Origin of the sequence: Paucibacter sp. DJ2R-2 (genome assembly GCF_025717675.1) — a bacterium.
Taxonomy (GTDB): Bacteria; Pseudomonadota; Gammaproteobacteria; order Burkholderiales; family Burkholderiaceae_C; genus Paucibacter_A.
This window is the reverse complement of record NZ_JAJIRT010000005.1, coordinates 142,751-159,268: the sequence shown is the minus strand read 5'-3', so window position 1 is coordinate 159,268 and position 16,518 is coordinate 142,751. Positions and strand designations below refer to the sequence as shown.

At 68.2% G+C, this 16,518-nt stretch carries 13 protein-coding genes; 7 read left to right on the top strand and 6 right to left on the bottom strand.

Translation table 11 applies throughout. The features are described 5' to 3' along the window. Window positions 1–2,181 carry a xanthine dehydrogenase family protein molybdopterin-binding subunit gene (locus LNV28_RS14040; RefSeq protein ID WP_263519064.1) on the top strand — a complete coding sequence of 727 codons (2,181 nt, stop codon included), beginning with the start codon at window positions 1–3 and terminating at the stop codon, window positions 2,179–2,181. Here the strand turns inward: LNV28_RS14040 and LNV28_RS14035 are convergent. Both LNV28_RS14035 and LNV28_RS14030 read right to left on the bottom strand, forming a co-directional pair. Continuing rightward, window positions 2,168–3,496, bottom strand: coding sequence for an HD-GYP domain-containing protein (locus tag LNV28_RS14035; RefSeq protein ID WP_263519065.1), 1,329 nt, complete (start codon window positions 3,494–3,496; stop codon window positions 2,168–2,170). The genes LNV28_RS14040 and LNV28_RS14035 overlap by 14 nt on opposite strands. 44 nt (window positions 3,497–3,540) lie before the next feature. Next, on the bottom strand, window positions 3,541–3,735 hold the full coding sequence (locus tag LNV28_RS14030; protein ID WP_263519066.1) for a heavy-metal-associated domain-containing protein: 195 nt from the start codon (window positions 3,733–3,735) through the stop codon (window positions 3,541–3,543). Between the two features lie 76 nt (window positions 3,736–3,811). Between LNV28_RS14030 and LNV28_RS14025 the strand changes: the two genes are divergently transcribed. The 3 genes from LNV28_RS14025 to LNV28_RS14015 all read left to right on the top strand — a co-directional run bounded on the left by LNV28_RS14025 (window position 3,812) and on the right by LNV28_RS14015 (window position 7,690). Beyond that, window positions 3,812–6,253 (top strand): heavy metal translocating P-type ATPase, encoded by a 2,442-nt coding sequence (locus tag LNV28_RS14025; protein WP_263519067.1) that lies wholly within the window; start codon window positions 3,812–3,814, stop codon window positions 6,251–6,253. A gap of 113 nt (window positions 6,254–6,366) precedes the next feature. Beyond that, a complete protein-coding gene (locus tag LNV28_RS14020; RefSeq protein WP_263519068.1) occupies window positions 6,367–7,092 on the top strand; it encodes a hypothetical protein in 726 nt (241 codons plus the stop codon). 52 nt (window positions 7,093–7,144) lie between these two features. Continuing rightward, window positions 7,145–7,690, top strand: coding sequence for a TlpA disulfide reductase family protein (locus tag LNV28_RS14015; RefSeq protein WP_263519069.1), 546 nt, complete (start codon window positions 7,145–7,147; stop codon window positions 7,688–7,690). Between the two features lie 7 nt (window positions 7,691–7,697). Here LNV28_RS14015 and LNV28_RS14010 read toward each other — a convergent pair whose 3' ends face one another. Continuing rightward, complete coding sequence (locus LNV28_RS14010; RefSeq protein WP_263519070.1) at window positions 7,698–8,597, bottom strand: pirin family protein; 900 nt, start codon at window positions 8,595–8,597, stop codon at window positions 7,698–7,700. Window positions 8,598–8,646: 49 nt separating this feature from the next. Beyond that, window positions 8,647–9,270, bottom strand: coding sequence for an FMN-dependent NADH-azoreductase (locus LNV28_RS14005; RefSeq protein ID WP_263519071.1), 624 nt, complete (start codon window positions 9,268–9,270; stop codon window positions 8,647–8,649). Between the two features lie 154 nt (window positions 9,271–9,424). Between LNV28_RS14005 and LNV28_RS14000 the strand changes: the two genes are divergently transcribed. Next, window positions 9,425–10,354: a LysR family transcriptional regulator gene (locus LNV28_RS14000; protein WP_263519072.1), complete on the top strand. Its 930-nt coding sequence runs from the start codon at window positions 9,425–9,427 to the stop codon at window positions 10,352–10,354. Between the two features lie 6 nt (window positions 10,355–10,360). Here LNV28_RS14000 and LNV28_RS13995 read toward each other — a convergent pair whose 3' ends face one another. Continuing rightward, the gene (locus LNV28_RS13995; protein ID WP_263519073.1) at window positions 10,361–11,407 is read right to left on the bottom strand and encodes an SGNH/GDSL hydrolase family protein; all 1,047 of its coding nucleotides are present in this window, start codon (window positions 11,405–11,407) and stop codon (window positions 10,361–10,363) included. A gap of 146 nt (window positions 11,408–11,553) precedes the next feature. Beyond that, complete coding sequence (locus tag LNV28_RS13990) at window positions 11,554–11,892, bottom strand: ArsR/SmtB family transcription factor (protein WP_263519175.1); 339 nt, start codon at window positions 11,890–11,892, stop codon at window positions 11,554–11,556. Window positions 11,893–12,034: 142 nt separating this feature from the next. On the opposite strand from LNV28_RS13990, the gene LNV28_RS13985 reads away from it, so the two are divergent. Together LNV28_RS13985 and LNV28_RS13980 are read left to right on the top strand one after the other, a co-directional pair. Then, complete coding sequence (locus tag LNV28_RS13985; RefSeq protein ID WP_263519074.1) at window positions 12,035–13,231, top strand: efflux RND transporter periplasmic adaptor subunit; 1,197 nt, start codon at window positions 12,035–12,037, stop codon at window positions 13,229–13,231. After that, window positions 13,228–16,518 (top strand): efflux RND transporter permease subunit, encoded by a 3,291-nt coding sequence (locus LNV28_RS13980; protein WP_263519075.1) that lies wholly within the window; start codon window positions 13,228–13,230, stop codon window positions 16,516–16,518. Before LNV28_RS13985 ends, LNV28_RS13980 begins: the two co-directional genes overlap by 4 nt.

The window sequence follows — 16,518 nt, the reverse complement described above, 5'->3', positions numbered from 1 at the left end:
ATGCACAAGACCCAAAGCCCTAAGGCCGCCACCTTGAACCGCCGCCAGCTGCTGCAGGCCGGCGCCAGCGGCGCCGCCGCCCTGAGCATCGGTTTCGCCCTGCCGCTGGCCGCGCGCCGCGCCCAGGCGCAAGCCGCCAGCAACACCTTCGCCCCCAATGCCTGGCTGCGCCTGACGCCAGACAACCGCGTCACCGTGCTCTGCGGCAGCTCGGAAATGGGCCAGGGCGTGCTGACCGCCATCCCCATGCTGCTGGCCGAAGAGCTGGACGCCGACTGGCGCCAGGTCGGCGTCGAGCAGGCGCCGGCCGATGGCCGCTACAACAACCCCATGTTCGGCATGCAGGCCACCGGCGGCAGCACCACGGTGCGCGCCCACTGGACACCGCTGCGCCAGGCCGGTGCCGCGGCTCGCGAGATGCTGGTGGCGGCCGCAGCGGCCCAGTGGCAGCTGCCCGCCGCCCAGCTGCGCACCGAGCGCGGCCATGTGCTGGGCCCGGCCGGACAGAAAGTGGCCTACGGCGCCCTGGTCGCCGCGGCCTCGCAGCTGCCCGTGCCCAGCGCGCCCAAACTCAAGGCCTCGGCCGACTTCAAGATTCTGGGCCGCCCCACCCGCCGCCTGGACACACCGGCCAAGACCAATGGCACGGCCCGCTACGGCATCGACGCCCAGGTCGAGGGCATGGTGATCGCCGTGCTGTCGCGCGCGCCCTTCGAGGGCGCCAAACCCAAGCAGATGGATGAAGCGGCAGCACGCGCCGTCAAAGGCGTGGTGCAGGTCATCACCCTGCCCTTCGGCGTGGCGGTGCTGGCCCAAGGCTACTGGGCCGCACAACAAGGCCGCCAGGCCCTCAAGCTGGAATGGGACCTGAGCGCCAAGCCCGAGCAGGCGACGCTGTCCTCGGCCCAGGTCAGCACCCTGCTGCTGCAAGGCGCCGAGCAGGCCTCGGCCGTGGCGGTGGACCAGGGCAATCTCAAGGATGCATCCGCCGTGGCCGCCAAGACCCTGAGCGCGCGCTACGAGGTGCCCTATCTGGCCCATGCCTGCATGGAGCCTCTCAACTGCCTGGCCTGGGTGCAGGCCGACCGCGCTGAGGTCTGGACCGGCACCCAAGGCTCCGGGCCGACACAGATGGTGGTGGCCCAGGTGGCCGGCGTGCCGCAAGCCAATGTCAAGGTCAACACCAGCTTGCTGGGCGGCGGCTTCGGGCGCCGCTTTGCGCATGATGTGACCATTGCCGCGACCCTGCTGTCCAAGATCAGCGGCCGGCCGGTCAAGCTGATTTACGACCGCGCCGACGACATGGCCGCCGGCTTCTACCGCCCCGCCTCGGTGGTGCAGTTCGAAGGCGCGCTGGACGCCCAGGGCCGGCCCACCATGCTGCGCGCCGATGTGGGCTCGCCGTCCATCATGGCGGCCTCGGGCTTTATGAAGATCCCCGAGAACGGCGTGGACTCCATGGCCGTGGAGGGCCTGGCCGACCAGCCCTACGACATCGCCAATCTGCGCATCGCCTATGGCCGCGCCGAGCCCGGCCCGCAGGTCTGGTTCTGGCGCTCGGTGGGGCATTCACAGAACGCCTTTTTCCTGGAAAGCTTCATCGACGAAATGGCCCACGCGGCCGGCGCCGACCCGCTGCAATTCCGCCTCGCGGCTCTGGGCAAGCAGCCGCGTATGCAAGCGGTGCTGCGCCTGGCTGCAGCCAAGGCCGGCTGGGGCAAGAAGCTGCCCAAGGGCGTGTTCCGCGGCATCGCCGTGGCTGAGAGCTTTGGCAGCTTTGTCGCCGAGGTGGCCGAGGTCTCAGTGGGCAAGGACGGCGCGCCCAAGGTGCACCGCGTGGTGGCAGCCGTGGACTGCGGCCAGACGGTCAACCCGCTGACCATCCAGCATCAGGTCGAGAGTGCCATCTGCTACGGTCTCTCGGCCGCGCTCTACGGCAAGATCACGCACAAGAACGGGCGCGTCGAGCAGAGCAATTTCCACGACTACCCGGTCGTTCGCATGAGCGAAATGCCGAAGGTGGAGGTGCATCTGGTGGCCAGCCAAGAAGCGCCCGGCGGCATCGGCGAACCCGGCACGCCACCCCTGGCGCCGGCGGTGGCGAACGCCATCTTTGCCGCCACCGGCGTGCGCCTGCGCCAGCTGCCGATCGACCCGGCCCTGCTGATCAAGAAGGGCTGAGGTCGGCCTTGAGCGTGTCGATCAGGCCTTGCAACAAGGTCTGATCTTCGGCGCTGAACTGGCTGGCGCGCATCAGCGACTCGCGCTCCAGCTCGCGCATGCGCCAGCTGAATTCGCGCACCAGAGAGACGGTTTCGACCTTGACCGGGCCGGCTTGCGCGACCAGCTCGCCGAATACATTCGCGGGCGCACCGGTGTCCAGGCCAGCGCTGCTGAAGGACGTCTGCAGCTGCAGCATGCGGTGGAGCAAGAGCTCCAACATGCGCCGCAAGGCCGGGCTGGCGTCGGCCATGCGCGCGTCGATCAGCTCGCGCGAGGCGCGGAAGCTGCGCAGCACGGCCGCGACGCGCACCACCTTGGGCAGAGCATCGGACAGGCTGGCCGCCTCGTCGGGCAGGGCATTGGGCCCGGCGCAGGCCAGCGAGACCCGGCGCAGCTCCTCCAGCAAACCGCTGCCGAACTCGCCGGGGATCAGCTTGGTGGCGATGCTGGCGTGCACGACGGCGCTGGCGCCACTCTCCATCAGGCCGACCAGCCACTCGGCGGCGGCCAGGATCTGCGCCGGCAGACCCAGCTGGGCCTCGCCGCGCAGGCCTTGCGGGTAGCCAAAGCCGTCCAGGCGCTCATGGTGGCTGATCACCAAGTCGGCCAGGGCCGGGCCGCCGCCAGCAATGCCGCTCAGAACCCGATGGCTGATGATGGAATGGCTGACCAGATGGCGCCACTGCTCGGCATGCAAAGGCAGGTCGCGGCGCAGGTACTCGGGTTGCAGATAGAGCTCACCCACATCGTGCAAGAGGCCGGCACGGGCCAGCAGGCGGTGGCCCTCGATGTCGCCGGGCAGCAGGCGGCGCGCCAGGCCCAGTGCGGCCAAGGCCACACCGACCGCATGTTCAAGCCGGTCGGGGCCGCGCTGGGCGTAAACGGTCAGCAAGGCCTGCAAAGGCGGCGACAAGGGCAGCTTCCCCAGCGATTCGGCCGCCGGACGGGCGCGCTCGTGCTGACACAGCTGCTGCAGCAGCGGATGACGTTGCAGCAGCTCCTGCGCCAGCTCGCTCAAGCGCTGAGGCGTGATGCCCTCGCTCAGGCCCAGGCAATGCTCGAGCGGCTTTTGCAACTTGTGCTGCAGCAGGCGATCGCGCAGGCTGGCGCTGATCTTGCTGCCACGCGCCAGCAGCTTGATGCCGCTGCCGCTGACGATGTCCTCGGTGGCCTCGATCTCGCGCTGCTCGGCGGTGGCGACCAGATGGTCGAGGTAATGCGGGTTGACCGAGCCCTCATCCTCGGCCGCGGCGCGCTTGATGGCGTCCAGCATGGGCAATGCGGGGCAAGCTGCAGGGAAAGGAATGCCGGCGCCGCTCAGGCCGGCGGGTAGCCCGCTTCGCTCAGAGCCTGGGCCAGCGCGGCCTCGCTCTGCGCGCCGCCTTCGACCTGCAGACGATGGGCAGGCAGATCGAAGCTCAGCTTGGCCTGCGGATCCAGCGCCTTCAGGGCCGCGGTGATGGCGGCCACACAATGGCCACAACTCATATCGGGGAGGGTGAATTCGCTCATGGGGTTCCCGGTGCAAAAAGGGCAATGACTGCCAGTCTAGGGCAGCTCGGGCTGCTTGGCGCGACACTAGCCGCATATGAATGCCACCCCTGCCCGCCCTGATTCCTCCGCCAGCCTGCGCTTGCCGCTCTCGGGCATGAGCTGCGCCTCCTGCGTCGCCCGCGTCGAGACCTTGCTGCGCAAACAAACCGGGGTCCTCTCGGCCGAGGTCAATCTGGCCACCGAAACCGCCGTGCTGACGGGTGCACCGGATTTGCCCAGCCTGGCCGCCGCCCTGGCCCAGGCCGGCTATCCGCTCAAACTGAAAACCTGGCGCTTGCGCATCCAGGGCATGACCTGCGCCTCCTGCGTCGGCCGGGTCGAGCGGGCACTGCTGAAGCTGCCGGGGGTGCTGACGGCCGAAGTGAACCTGGCCATCGAAAGCGCCAATGTGCAGGTGCTGGAAGGCATCACGGCGGCGACGCTGACCGCCGCCGTCGGCAAAGCCGGTTACGAAGCCAGCCTGCTGGACACCCAGGATTCCGGCGCGAGCGGCCCGCCCTGGTCCGCCAGCGTCTGGCCGGTGCTGATCGCCGCCCTGCTCTGCGCGCCCCTGGTGCTGCCCATGCTGGGCATGCTGATCGGCCAGCACTGGATGCTGAACGGCTACTGGCAGCTGGCTCTGGCGGCACCGGTGCAGTTCTGGCTGGGCGCACGCTTTTACAAGGCCGGCTGGGCCGCCCTGCGCGCCGGCAGCGGCAATATGGACCTGCTGGTGGCCCTGGGCACCAGCGCGGCCTTTGGTTTGTCGCTGTACGAGCTCTGGGCCCATGGGCCGATGAGCATGGCTTTGTATTTCGAATCGGCGGCCGTGGTCATCTGCCTGGTGCTGCTGGGCAAATGGCTGGAGGCGCGCGCCAAGCGCCAGACCACCGAGGCCATCCGCGCCCTGCAGGCCCTGCAGCCGCAGAGCGCACGCGTGCTGCGCGAGGGCCGGGAACAGGAGCTGCCGCTGGAACAGCTGCGGCTCGGTGACGAGGTGCTGGTGCGGCCGGGCGAACGGATCCCGGTCGACGGCCTGGTGCTGGAGGGTTGCAGCCAGGTCGACGAATCGCTGATCACCGGCGAGAGCCTGCCGGTGGCCAAGCAGGCCGGCGAACACCTGACCGGCGGCGCCGTCAATGGCGAAGGCCTGCTGCGCCTGCGTTGCACAGCCCTGGGCGCGGAATCGACCCTGGCTCGCATTGCCCGCATGGTGGAAGACGCCCAAGGCCACAAGGCGCCGATCCAGCGCCTGGTCGACCGGGTCAGTGCGGTGTTCGTGCCCGTGGTCCTGCTGCTGGCCCTGCTGACCTTGCTGGGCTGGGGTCTGGGCACCGGGCTGTGGGAGCCCGCCCTGCTGCATGCGGTCTCGGTGTTGGTGATCGCCTGTCCCTGTGCCTTGGGCTTGGCCACGCCCACCGCCATCATGGCCGGCACCGGCGTGGCGGCGCGTTATGGCATCTTGATCAAGGATGCTCAAGCTTTGGAGCTGGCCCACAGTCTCAAGCTGGTGGCTTTCGACAAGACCGGCACCCTGACCGAGGGCCGGCCGCGTTTGCTGGCGCACGAAGGCCACGCCGATCTGCTCGCCCTGGCCGCCGCCGTGCAGGCCGGCAGCGAGCACCCGCTGGCCCGCGCCGTGCGCGAGGCGGCGGCCGAGCAGGCGGGGCTGCAGATCCCGGCCGCGCGCGAGATGCGGGCCGTGGCCGGCCGCGGCGTCGCCGCCCAGGTGGACTGGCAGGGCGAAGCCCGCGAGTTGCGCCTGGGCAGCAGCCGCTATATGAACGAGCTGAAGCTGGACCTGGCGCCGCTGCAGGCGCGCGCCACCGCCTTGCAGGACGAAGGGCGCAGCCTGTCCTGGCTGGCGGCACTGGGCCGCAGCGAACAGGAAGCGCCGCAGCTGCTCGGCTTGCTGGCCTTTGGCGACCGGCTCAAGCCCAGCGCCGCGCAAGCCATCTTGCGCTTGCACGCCATGGGCGTGCAGACGGCCCTGATCAGCGGCGACAACCGCGGCAGTGCCGGCACGGTGGCCCGGCAGCTCGGCATTGACGAGGTCCATGCCGAGGTGCTGCCGAAAGACAAGGCCGACATCGTCAGCCAACTCAAGCGCGGCCCGGATGGGCAGACCCGCAGCGTGGCCATGGTCGGCGACGGCATCAACGACGCGCCGGCCCTGGCCGCGGCCGATGTGGGCCTGGCCATGTCCAGCGGCACCGAGGTCGCCATGGCCGCCGCCGGCATCACCCTGATGCGCGGCGACCCGGCCCTGGTCGCCGACGCCATCGCCATCTCGCGCCGGACCTACGCCAAGATCCGCCAGAACCTGTTCTGGGCCTTTGCCTACAACGCCGTCGGTATTCCACTCGCGGCCTTCGGTCTCCTGAACCCGGTGCTGGCCGGCGCGGCCATGGCGTTTTCCAGCGTGTCGGTGGTCAGCAATGCCTTGTTGCTGCGGCGCTGGCGGCCCAAGACCGCCGAAAGCAGCAGCAGCAGCTGAGGATTCGCCACCGCCTCCCTCTTCAGGGTGATGCCTGCCAGCCACGGGCAGGGCCTGGGCTGACGCAGAATATGCGCGGATCCCGCCACCGGCCGCTAGCACCCATGTCCGTCATGCATTCACCCCGCTCTCGTTGCTATTCCAAACATGGCATGTCGGCCCTGTTGTGCACCCATCTGTTCTTGGCCGCCGGCGCCGTCCAGGCTCAGGACGACGCCGACGCCACGGCCCAGATCAGCGCGGCGAACGGCCAACGCTATGAGATCTGGGCCGATGTGCTGTTTGGCCCCGACGGGCGCAATCTGGCCTTCCATCTGCCGAACGAGGCGGAACTACCCCAAGCCTTTGCCGATCTGGTCAAGCGCCAGCTTCAGTCGGCGCGCATACAGGCGGTCAAGGACAGCGACGGCTCACCGGCCACCTTTCGCACCGGTGTGCGACTGAACTACCAGCTGCTGCCGGCGGCCCAGCCGGACGAAGTCGATCAAGTGAAGTTTCTAGGCCTGTCGATGGCACCCTTGCCCATCAAGCGCTATATGGCGAGCTACCCGCGCGAGTTGCGTCGCACCCCGGGCTGGGAGGGCGGCGTGCAAGCGACCTGCCATGTCAGCCCTGAAGGCCTGTGTCACAAGGTCGATGTGCACATGCTGCCTGGCATGCCGGAGTCGGTTCGGCGCTTTGCCAAGGCCTCGTTTGAGGGTTGGGTCCTCGAAGCCCAGCGCGTCAACAACCGCCCGGTCGAAGGCCAAGTTTCCGTGCGATTCGCCCTGCACACCCGAGACGTGTACCCCACGAACTTCCGCATCCCGGCTTTCGAACGCGCCATCCACAATCGCTGATCGACCGCTCTCGCCCCCCATGCATTCACGCCGACTCCAACGAGGCCCCCTCATGCGACTGCTTCGCTACCTGCCGCTGTGCCTGGCCCTGCTGACCGCACCACTGGCCCAGGCCAAACCCAGCGTGCCGGGCGCTGGCGACCTGCCGCCCGATGCCGTCGGAAAAAACCTCGATGGCGACACCATCTTGCTGAGCCAGTACTCAGGCCGCGCCGTGGTGCTGACCTTCTGGGCCACCTGGTGCGGCTACTGCCTGAAGGAGTTGCCGGTGCTGGAAAACATCCAGAACCTGGTCGGCCGCGAAAAACTGGAGGTGATCGCGGTGAACACCGAGGCGCGCGATGTCTTCCGCCGGGCCAAGCGCGCGCTCAAGGACTTCAAGCTGCAGATGATCTACGACCCCGACAAGCAGGCCCAACAAGCCTTCGGGGTGCAGGGCATCCCGCACATGCTGATCATCGGCCGTGACGGTCGCATCATCCGGCTCTACAAGGGCTATAGCGAAAGCGCGCTGGATGCGATCGCCGCCGACATCAATGCGGCGCTGGCCGCACCACTGGCCAAAGAGGCCAGCAGCAGCGGCAACAGCCAACCCTGAACCACCGTCAGGCCAGCACGCCGGCCTGATAGTCACGCACCGCCTGCACCAGCTCCTCATGCGTGTTCATCACGAAGGGGCCATGCTGGGCGATCGGCTCGCGCAGCGGCCGGCCGGCGATCAGGATGGCGCGGGTCGCCGTGTCCACCGTATCCGCCGCGGCCTGCAGCACCAGGCCGTCGCTGCCCGGCGTGTTGGCCAAGATGGCCATGCGCTGAGCCGGCACGCGGCAGCCGCTCGGGAATTCCAACGCGCCCCGGTACACATAGACGAAGGCGTTATGCCCCTCGGGCAGGGCCTGCTCAAAGCGAGCACCGGCCGGCAGATGCAGGTCCAGATACAGCGGCTCGGTGTGCTCGCGCTGCACCGCGCCGGCCACGCCGTGGCTGTGGCCTGCGATCACGCGCACGGTGACGCCGGCCTCGGTCTGGAACTCAGGAATCTCGCCGGAGGGGATGTCGCGGTACCAGGGCGCGCGCATCTTGTCGTGGCCGGGCAGGTTGAGCCAGAGCTGGAAGCCCTCCATGCGGCCCTCTTCCTGCTCGGGCAGCTCGCTGTGGATGACGCCGCGGCCGGCCGTCATCCACTGCACCCCACCATTGCCAAGCAGACCTTCGTTGCCGGCGGAATCGCGGTGGCGCATGCGGCCTTCGAGCATATAGGTGACGGTCTCGAAGCCGCGATGCGGGTGGCTGGGGAAACCGGCGATGTAGTCATCGGCCTTGTCCGAGCCAAAGGCGTCGAGCATCAAAAAGGGGTCGAGGCGGCGCTGCAGGTCCTGGGTCAGCACGCGGGTCAGCTTGACGCCGGCGCCGTCGCTGGTGGCTTGGCCGGCAACCAAGCGCTCCACCGCACGGGGCGTGCGCACGGGGGCTTGCACAGAGGCTTGGGGCTTGCTGCTGCTCATCGGGTGTGACCTTTCTTCGTTCTCGTTGGCTTCAGTGGCAAGAATCGGCTCAGGCGATGGTAGCGAGCGCGCCGCTGATCTGCTCGCGCGCGGCCACCCAGGCGGCCGCTTCTGCATCGGGGCCCATGGCCAGACCTTCGGCGTAGATGAACTGCACATCGCTCATGCCCAGGAAACCCAGCACCGTGCGCAAATAGGGCACGACCGTGTCGCTGGGCTGGTCGCGGTAGATGCCGCCACGCGCCAGCAGCACATAGACCTTCTTGTTCTTGAGCAGGCCTTCCGGGCCGTTCGCCGTGTACTGGAAGGTCACACGGGCCCGCGAGATCGCATCGATCCAGTTCTTCAGCTGGGCGCTGACGCCGAAATTGATCATGGGCGAGCCGATCACCAGCACATCGGCGGCCTGCACTTCGGCGATCAGGGCGTCATCCAGGGCGACGCGGGCGGCCTGCTCGGGGCTGCGTTGCTCGGCCGGGGTGAACAAGGCTTGCAGGGCCGCCTCGTCCAACACCGGATGGGGCTGCAGGGCCAGGTCCCGCACGGTCAGTTCAGTGCCGGTCTGCTGGGCTTGCAAGCGTGCCACCAGCTCCTGGGCCAGGCGGGTGGACACGGAGCCTTGGCCGTCGACGACACGGCGGGCGCTGGAGTTGATTTGCAGAATGCGGCTCATGGGGGTTTCCTTCGTTGAGTGTCAATGCCGCATCCCTTGAAGCGGCGATGGGCTCACTGTATTGAGAACCCCGGAGCTACAGAAGCCATCGGTTTGGATAAGATTGCTCCACCAAAGCATCAATCAAAGCATCATTCAAAGGAACCACGCTACCATGAGCCCCGATGCCGACGACCTGCTGCTCTTCGCCCGTGTGATGGACAGCGGCAGCTTCAGCCGCGCCGCCGAACGGGTGCAGCTGCCCAAATCGAGCGTGTCCCGTCGCATTGCCGCGCTGGAGCAGCGTCTGGGCGAAAAGCTGCTCCAGCGCAGCACCCGGCGCCTGGCCCTGACCGAGTTCGGTGCCGGCGTGCTTGAGCATGCGCGGGCACTGACGGCCGAGGTCGAGAGCGCCCTGGCCCTGGCCTCAGAGCGCCAGCTGCGGCCCAGTGGCCGCCTGCGGGTGTCCATGCCAGCCGATCTGGCCCACCATGCTTTTGGGGACATGCTGGCGGAGTTCACGCGCCGCCACCCTGACATCACCTTGATGCTGGACCTGTCGCCGCGCCGTGTTGACCTGATCGCCGAGGGCTTTGACCTGGCGGTGCGCGTCGGCGAGCTGCCCAGCGACAGCCAGCTGGCCGCGCGCCGCCTGGCCGTGTTCAACAACGGCCTCTACGCTTCGCCCGCCTATCTGCTAGCCCATGGCGAGCCGCAGGATCCCGAAGACCTGCTGGACCAGCATGGTCTGATGATCCTCAACCGCGCCGGCGACGCGCCGCCCTGGCAGCTGCAGCGCAGCGCTGCCGATGGCGGGGTACAAAGCTGGAGCGGGACACCGGCCCGCCGCAGCCTGGTCAACGCCCCCGACATGCTGCTGCGCCTGGCCTGCGCCGGTGTCGGCATCACCGCCGTGGGCGAGCATTTCGCTGGTCCCTGGGTCGCGGGTGGCCAGCTGCGGCGCGTGCTGCCGGGCTGGTGTCTGCCGACCGTGAGCTGCTGGGCCGTGTTCCCCGAGCGCCGTTTGATGCCACTGCGCACCCGAGTGTTTCTGGAGGCCGCCGCGGCGACCCTGGCCAGCTGCCCGGGCCAGCCGGCCGGCTGAGGCGGCTCAGGCCGGCTCGGCCTGGCGGCGCCGACGCGCCAGCACACAAACGCCACCCAGCAGCAACAAGACAGCGCTGCTTGGCTCCGGCACCGCGGAGCTGAAGACCAGGTCGGCAATCAACCGGTGGCCATAGGCTGTGGGGTGCTGGCCGTCGTAGAACAAGGCAGTGGCGGGATCACAGGCGTTGATCAGGGCGCCGCAGGCCTGGCTGACATTGCTGAGCCCATAGTCCGAGCCATGGGCCACCACCTGGTTCAGGCTGCCGTACAGGTCAAACACGCGCACGCCGGGCTCGGTGTTGAGGGCCAGGCCCAGGGCATCGTTCATCAGGCCGGCGGCCAGCGAGCCCAGCGCGGCGACCTGGGGCCCATAGCTCTGCGCGCGCGGCGTCAGGCCGAAGTTCGGCACATTGAGCACCAGGATGTGCTCGGCACCGGCGGCCTGCAAGCCGTCGACCATGGCGGCGATATCGAAGGCATAGGCCTGGGCCGCGACCGACAGGATGCCAAAGGCCTGCTCGGGATGCATGGCTGCGGCCTCCATGGCCGCGCTGACATTGACCGAGCCGCCCGACAGCACAAACAAGCTCTGCGCCGGTGCCGGCGTGCCGGCCATGGGCACGGTGGCCAGATACTGGCCGAGCTGGCTGCGCATGCTGAAGGGGAAACCGGGGATGGGCGTGCCCGTGCCGTCGCTGCCGGTGGCGGCACCGCCATAGGCGAAATTGCTGCCGCCCAGTTGCGAGGCCGAGGCGCTCAGGCCAAAGCGTTCGGCCAGATGCTCGACCCACACCGGCCCGTTGCTGTAGCGGCCGGTGGCAAAGGGCAGGCTGGCGAAGTAGCTGTCACCCGTGATCTGCTGTGTCGGGTCGGTGCCGACCAGGCGGGCGTTGTTGCCACTGTCGGCCAGGCTGTCGCCGAACACGACCAGACCGGCGTAGCCCGATGTCGGCAGAAGGCCCGTCGTCGAGGCCTGCGCGCGCGCCTGCACTGTGCTCACAGCCAGCACGGCCAGCATGGCCCACTTGGCCGCGTTCAATACCTTCTTCATAGGAGCTCCCGCTTGAGGCGCCTGCGCACACGGGCGGGTGGACGGGCAGGCGAAAGCCGGCAAGGTTCCGCCAAAGCGTCGGGCGCGTCAATGCGCCCGGCCAGGGATTCACCCTTGAATGGCCACCGTTTTTGTAACGGGATATGTCAGCGGGCCTTGAGAAAGGCCGCGCCGGCCTCGGCGGCACGCGCATTGTTTCCGGCGATGCTGCCGCAGACCAGATCGCAGAGCTGGTAGACCGCCGGATCGGCGATCCGGAAAAAGGCACTGGTGCCGCGACTCTCGCGCTCAACCAAGCCTTGCTGCTGCAGCACGCCGAGATGACGGGAGACATTGGCCACGCTGCAGCCGCAGAGCTCGGACAACTCGCCCACCTTGCGCTCTTGTTGGCGCAGCAAATTGAGGATCTGCAAGCGGGTCGGCTCGGACAAGGCCTGGAAATAGGCCGCCACCTGGGTCAGCGCGGCAAGGGGCAGGTCTTCCATGGTGTGCAGGATTCGGCAGGAGGCTGGCAGGCTTGTCATTCTAAAGGCTCCTTGCGTGTTCACTTGATTGACTATTTGCGTGATTGCGCAAATAATGAACCATCAATCATCTTTCGTCCAGCCCCGCGCTGGTCTGCCGACCATGAATCTGCCCCACGCTTTCATGACCTTGCGCGCTGCTGCCGCAGCGGTGATGCCGGTACGCGCCCTGCTGCGGCAAGGCACGGCCGGCCTGCTGCTGCTCAGCGCTGCCGCGACCGCAGCACCAGCAGCAAGCACAGCTTCTGCGCCCAACTTGCAAAGCCTGGTGGTGCAGGCGAGCGGCGCCACACGCCGGCAAAGTGTTGACGGCGTGGTCGAGGCCCAGCGCCAGACGGTGCTGGCGGCACAAGTGGCCGGCGCCATCGTCGAAATTGCCGTGCGGCCGGGCGACCGGGTGCGCGCCGGACAAATGCTGATGCGCCTGGACGCGCGTGCCGCCGAACAAGCGGCCAGCGCCAGCGAAGCGCAAGGCCAGGCCGCACGCGCCGGCCTACAGCTGGCCCAGCGCGAGCTGGAGCGCCAGCAGCAGCTGTTCAAGCAGCACTACATCAGCCAAGCGGCGCTGGACCAGGCCCTGAACCAGTACCAGGCCACACGCGCACAGCTGGACGCTCAGCTGGCCCAGCTGGGCGTGGCGCGCACGCAAAGCGGCCAGCATCTGCTGCGCAGCCCCTACGACGCGGTGGTGGCCGAGATCCCGGTGTCCCTGGGCGATATGGCCATGCCCGGCCGCCCCCTGCTGACGGTCTACGACCCAAAAGCCCTGCGCGTGACAGCCCATGTGCCCCAAAGCCAGGCCGGTGCACAGACCACCGAGGGCCTGATCGAGATCGAGATCCCGGGCCAGACCGCACGCCTGCTGCCGCTGCGCCGCCAGTGGATGCCCACCGTCGATGCGGCCACGCACAGCCAGGAGCTGCGCCTGGATCTGCCACAAACGTCCGCACGAACGGAGACGGAAGTGGCGGCAGGAACGGCAGCTCAGCCCGCCCTGAGCCCAGGCATGTTCGCCCGCGTCTGGCTGGACGACGCCAGCCCGGCGCCTGCCGCGCAAGCCGGCCGGCCACTGCTGATCCCACGCAGTGCCGTGCTGCGCCGCGCCGAACTGAATCTCGTCTATGTGATCGTGCCGCAGACCGGCCAGGCCCTGCTGCGCCAGCTGCGCCTGGGCGCGAAGCGAGGTGATCAGGTCGAAGTACTCAGCGGCCTTAGCGCCGGCGAACGCATTGCCACCGAACCGGCCGTCGCCGCCCGCCAGCCGGTTCCACCGCTGGCACAAGGAGGGCAAAAGCAATGACTCCGACCCCTGTTCAAGAGACGCCCGAGCACAAGCTGGGCGTGTCAGGCCGCATCGCGGCCTACTTCCAGTCGGCACAGATCACGCCGCTGCTGGCCTTGCTGGCCCTGCTCCTGGGTGTCTTCGCCGTGCTGGTGACACCACGCGAGGAGGAGCCGCAGATCGATGTGACCATGGCCCAGGTGATGGTCGCTTTTCCGGGCGCTGGCGTCGGCGACGTCGAGCAGATGGTGGCCACACCGGCCGAGCAAATCCTGTCGCAGATGACGGGCGTCGAGCATGTGATGTCGCTGTCGCGCCCCGGCATGGCGCTGCTGACCGTGCAATTCAAGGTCGGCGTGCCGCGCAGCGAGGCGCTGGTGCGCCTGCAAGAAGCGGTGGGCGGCCATGCCGACTGGCTGCCGCGCGGCCTCGGCGTTCAGCCGCCGCTGATCAAGCCCATGGGCATCGCCGATGTGCCGATGATGAGCTTCACCCTGTTCAGCCGCAAACCCGAGATCGGCGCCTATGAGCTGGAGCGGGTGGCGCGCAGCCTGGAGATTGAGCTCAAGCGTGTGCCCGGCACACGCGAAGTCAAGACCATCGGTGGCCCGGGTCGGGCCCTGCGCATAGCGATGGACCCGGCGCGCCTGGCCAGCATGGATCTGACCGTGGCCGATTTGCGCCAGGCCCTGCAGGGCGCGCACGGCTCGGCCGAGCTGGGCTCGCTGCTGATCAACAACCAGGCCCTGGCCCTGGAAGCCGGCGCCTGGCTGGGCACGGCCGAAGAGGTGCAGCAGCTGGTGGTCGGCGTGCATGCGGGCAAGCCCGTCTTCCTCAGTGAGGTGGCGACGATCAGCGAAGGGCCGATGCGCGCAAGCCAGTCGGTCTGGCACGGCGAAGCCGGCGGCCAGGAGTACCCGGCGGTGACCCTGTCGATCAGCAAGAACGCCGGCGAAAACGCCATCGACGTGGCCCTGGCCCTGCGCGAGCGCATGGAGAGCCTGCGCAACAGCTTGATCCCGGCCGACATCGAGGTTGCCGAGACCCGCAACTACGGCGCCACGGCCAATGACAAGGCGCAGAAGCTGATCCAGAAACTGCTGTTCGCCACGGCGGCCGTCGTGGCCCTGGTCTTCTTCGCCCTGGGCCGGCGTGAGGCCGCCATCGTCGGCACCGCCGTCATCCTGACGCTGATGCTGACCCTGTTTGCCAGCTGGGCCTGGGGCTTCACCTTGAACCGGGTGTCGCTGTTTGCGCTGATCTTCTCGATCGGCATCCTGGTGGACGATGCCATCGTGGTGGTCGAGAACATCCACCGCCACCAACAGCTCTTTCCCGGCAAGCCGCTGGTGGCGCTGATTCCCGGCGCGGTGGACGAGGTCGGTGGGCCCACCATCCTGGCCACGCTGACCGTCATCGCCGCCCTGCTGCCGATGGCGTTTGTCAGCGGCCTGATGGGCCCGTACATGAGCCCCATCCCCATCAACGCCAGCATGGGCATGCTGCTGTCTCTGGCCATCGCCTTTGTGCTGACCCCCTGGCTGGCCCGGCTGTGGATGAAGCCTTCGCTGCCGGCTGAACCAGACACAGGCACAGACACAGACACAGGCTCACCCGCTGACGCCCATGCCTTGCACGGCTTCAGCGCCCGGCTCGCGCCCCTGTTCGAGCGCATCTTTCATCCCCTGCTGGACGCCCGCAGCGGCCGGCGCATGCGCGGCCTGCTGGGCCTGGCCGTCGCCGCCCTGATCGCTGTTTCACTGGCCTTGCCGGCCACGGGCCTGGTCTTGCTCAAGATGCTGCCCTTTGACAACAAGTCGGAGTTCCAAGTGATCGTCGACCTGCCCGTGGGCACGCCCATGGAGCGCAGCGCCGGCGTGCTGCGCGAGCTCGGCGCCCTGCTCGCCCGCCAGCCCGAGGTCCTGAACTACCAAGCCTATGCCGGCACGGCCTCGCCGATCAACTTCAATGGCCTGGTGCGCCAGTACGGCCTGCGCAGCGCGCCGGAGCAGGCCGACATCCAAGTCAATCTGCTCGACCGCCATCAGCGCAGCGAGCAAAGCCATGCCATCGCCACCCGCCTGCGCCCGCTGCTGCAGGAGATTGCCCGACGCCATGGCGCGACGCTGAAAGTGGTGGAAGTGCCGCCGGGCCCGCCGGTGCTGTCGCCCATCGTGGCCGAGGTTTACGGCCCCGACGCCGCCGGACGCCGGCAGGTGGCCCAGCAACTGCGCGCCTTGTTCGAGCGCACACCGGGCCTGGTCGACATCGACGACTCGGGCATCGCCAGCGCCCCGCGCCAGCTGCTGCAGGTCGATCGCCGCAAGGCTGCCCTTCTGGGTGTGCCGCAGAGCGCCATCGTTAGCACCCTGGCCGCCGGCCTGGGCGGTGAGGCGGCCATCTATCTGCACGACCAGAGCAAGCTGCCCATGCCGGCCTGGCTGCAACTGCCCGACAGCACGCAGGGGGACATCGCGGCCTTGCTGGCTTTGACCGTGCGCGGCAGTGCCGGGCAGGCCGTGCCGCTGCGCGAATTGGTGCAGATCAGCGACAGCACTCGCGAACAGCCCATCTTTCACAAGGACTTGCTGCCGGTCCACTTCGTCTACGCCGACATGGCCGGGCGCATCGACAGCCCGCTCTACGGCCTGTTCAGCCTGCGCGGTGAACTCAAGGACATCCAAGTGCCCGGTGGCGGGCCGCTGCTCGAGTACTTCGTCCGGCCGCCCAAGGAAGCCCAGCGGGACTATGCGGTCAAGTGGGACGGCGAATGGCAGATCACCTACGAGACCTTCCGGGACATGGGCCTGGCCTATGCCGTGGGCCTGGTGCTGATTTACTTGCTGGTGGTGGCCCAGTTCGGCTCCTACCTGACGCCGCTGATCATCATGGCGCCCATCCCGCTGACCCTGGTCGGCGTGATGCCCGGACACGCCTTGCTCCATGCCCAGTACACCGCCACCAGCATGATTGGCATGATCGCCCTGGCCGGCATCATCGTGCGCAACAGCATCCTGCTGGTCGATTTCATCGAAGTGCAGTTGCGCAGCGGCATGAGCCTGGAACGCGCCGTCGTCAGCGCCGCCATCACCCGCGCTCAGCCGATTCTGCTGACCGGCCTGGCGGCCATGCTGGGTGCCTTCTTCATCCTCGACGACCCGATCTTCAATGGCCTGGCCATTTCGCTGATCTTCGGCATCGCCGTCTCCACCGCGCTGACGCTGGTGGTGATTCCGCTGCTGTATTTCATGGCCTATCGCCAGCCACCCGTCTCTACCACCCAAGCCGAAAGGAACTTCACATGA

Bases quoted from the DNA above. Each gene is read 5' to 3' on its own strand.
- LNV28_RS14040 (WP_263519064.1), top strand. From the start codon at position 1: ATGCACAAGACCCAAAGCCCTAAGGCCGCCACCTTGAACCGCCGCCAG.
- LNV28_RS14035 (WP_263519065.1), bottom strand. From the start codon at position 3,496: ATGCTGGACGCCATCAAGCGCGCCGCGGCCGAGGATGAGGGCTCGGTC.
- LNV28_RS14030 (WP_263519066.1), bottom strand. From the start codon at position 3,735: ATGAGCGAATTCACCCTCCCCGATATGAGTTGTGGCCATTGTGTGGCC.
- LNV28_RS14025 (WP_263519067.1), top strand. From the start codon at position 3,812: ATGAATGCCACCCCTGCCCGCCCTGATTCCTCCGCCAGCCTGCGCTTG.
- LNV28_RS14020 (WP_263519068.1), top strand. From the start codon at position 6,367: ATGCATTCACCCCGCTCTCGTTGCTATTCCAAACATGGCATGTCGGCC.
- LNV28_RS14015 (WP_263519069.1), top strand. From the start codon at position 7,145: ATGCGACTGCTTCGCTACCTGCCGCTGTGCCTGGCCCTGCTGACCGCA.
- LNV28_RS14010 (WP_263519070.1), bottom strand. From the start codon at position 8,597: ATGAGCAGCAGCAAGCCCCAAGCCTCTGTGCAAGCCCCCGTGCGCACG.
- LNV28_RS14005 (WP_263519071.1), bottom strand. From the start codon at position 9,270: ATGAGCCGCATTCTGCAAATCAACTCCAGCGCCCGCCGTGTCGTCGAC.
- LNV28_RS14000 (WP_263519072.1), top strand. From the start codon at position 9,425: ATGAGCCCCGATGCCGACGACCTGCTGCTCTTCGCCCGTGTGATGGAC.
- LNV28_RS13995 (WP_263519073.1), bottom strand. From the start codon at position 11,407: ATGAAGAAGGTATTGAACGCGGCCAAGTGGGCCATGCTGGCCGTGCTG.
- LNV28_RS13990 (WP_263519175.1), bottom strand. From the start codon at position 11,892: ATGGAAGACCTGCCCCTTGCCGCGCTGACCCAGGTGGCGGCCTATTTC.
- LNV28_RS13985 (WP_263519074.1), top strand. From the start codon at position 12,035: ATGAATCTGCCCCACGCTTTCATGACCTTGCGCGCTGCTGCCGCAGCG.
- LNV28_RS13980 (WP_263519075.1), top strand. From the start codon at position 13,228: ATGACTCCGACCCCTGTTCAAGAGACGCCCGAGCACAAGCTGGGCGTG.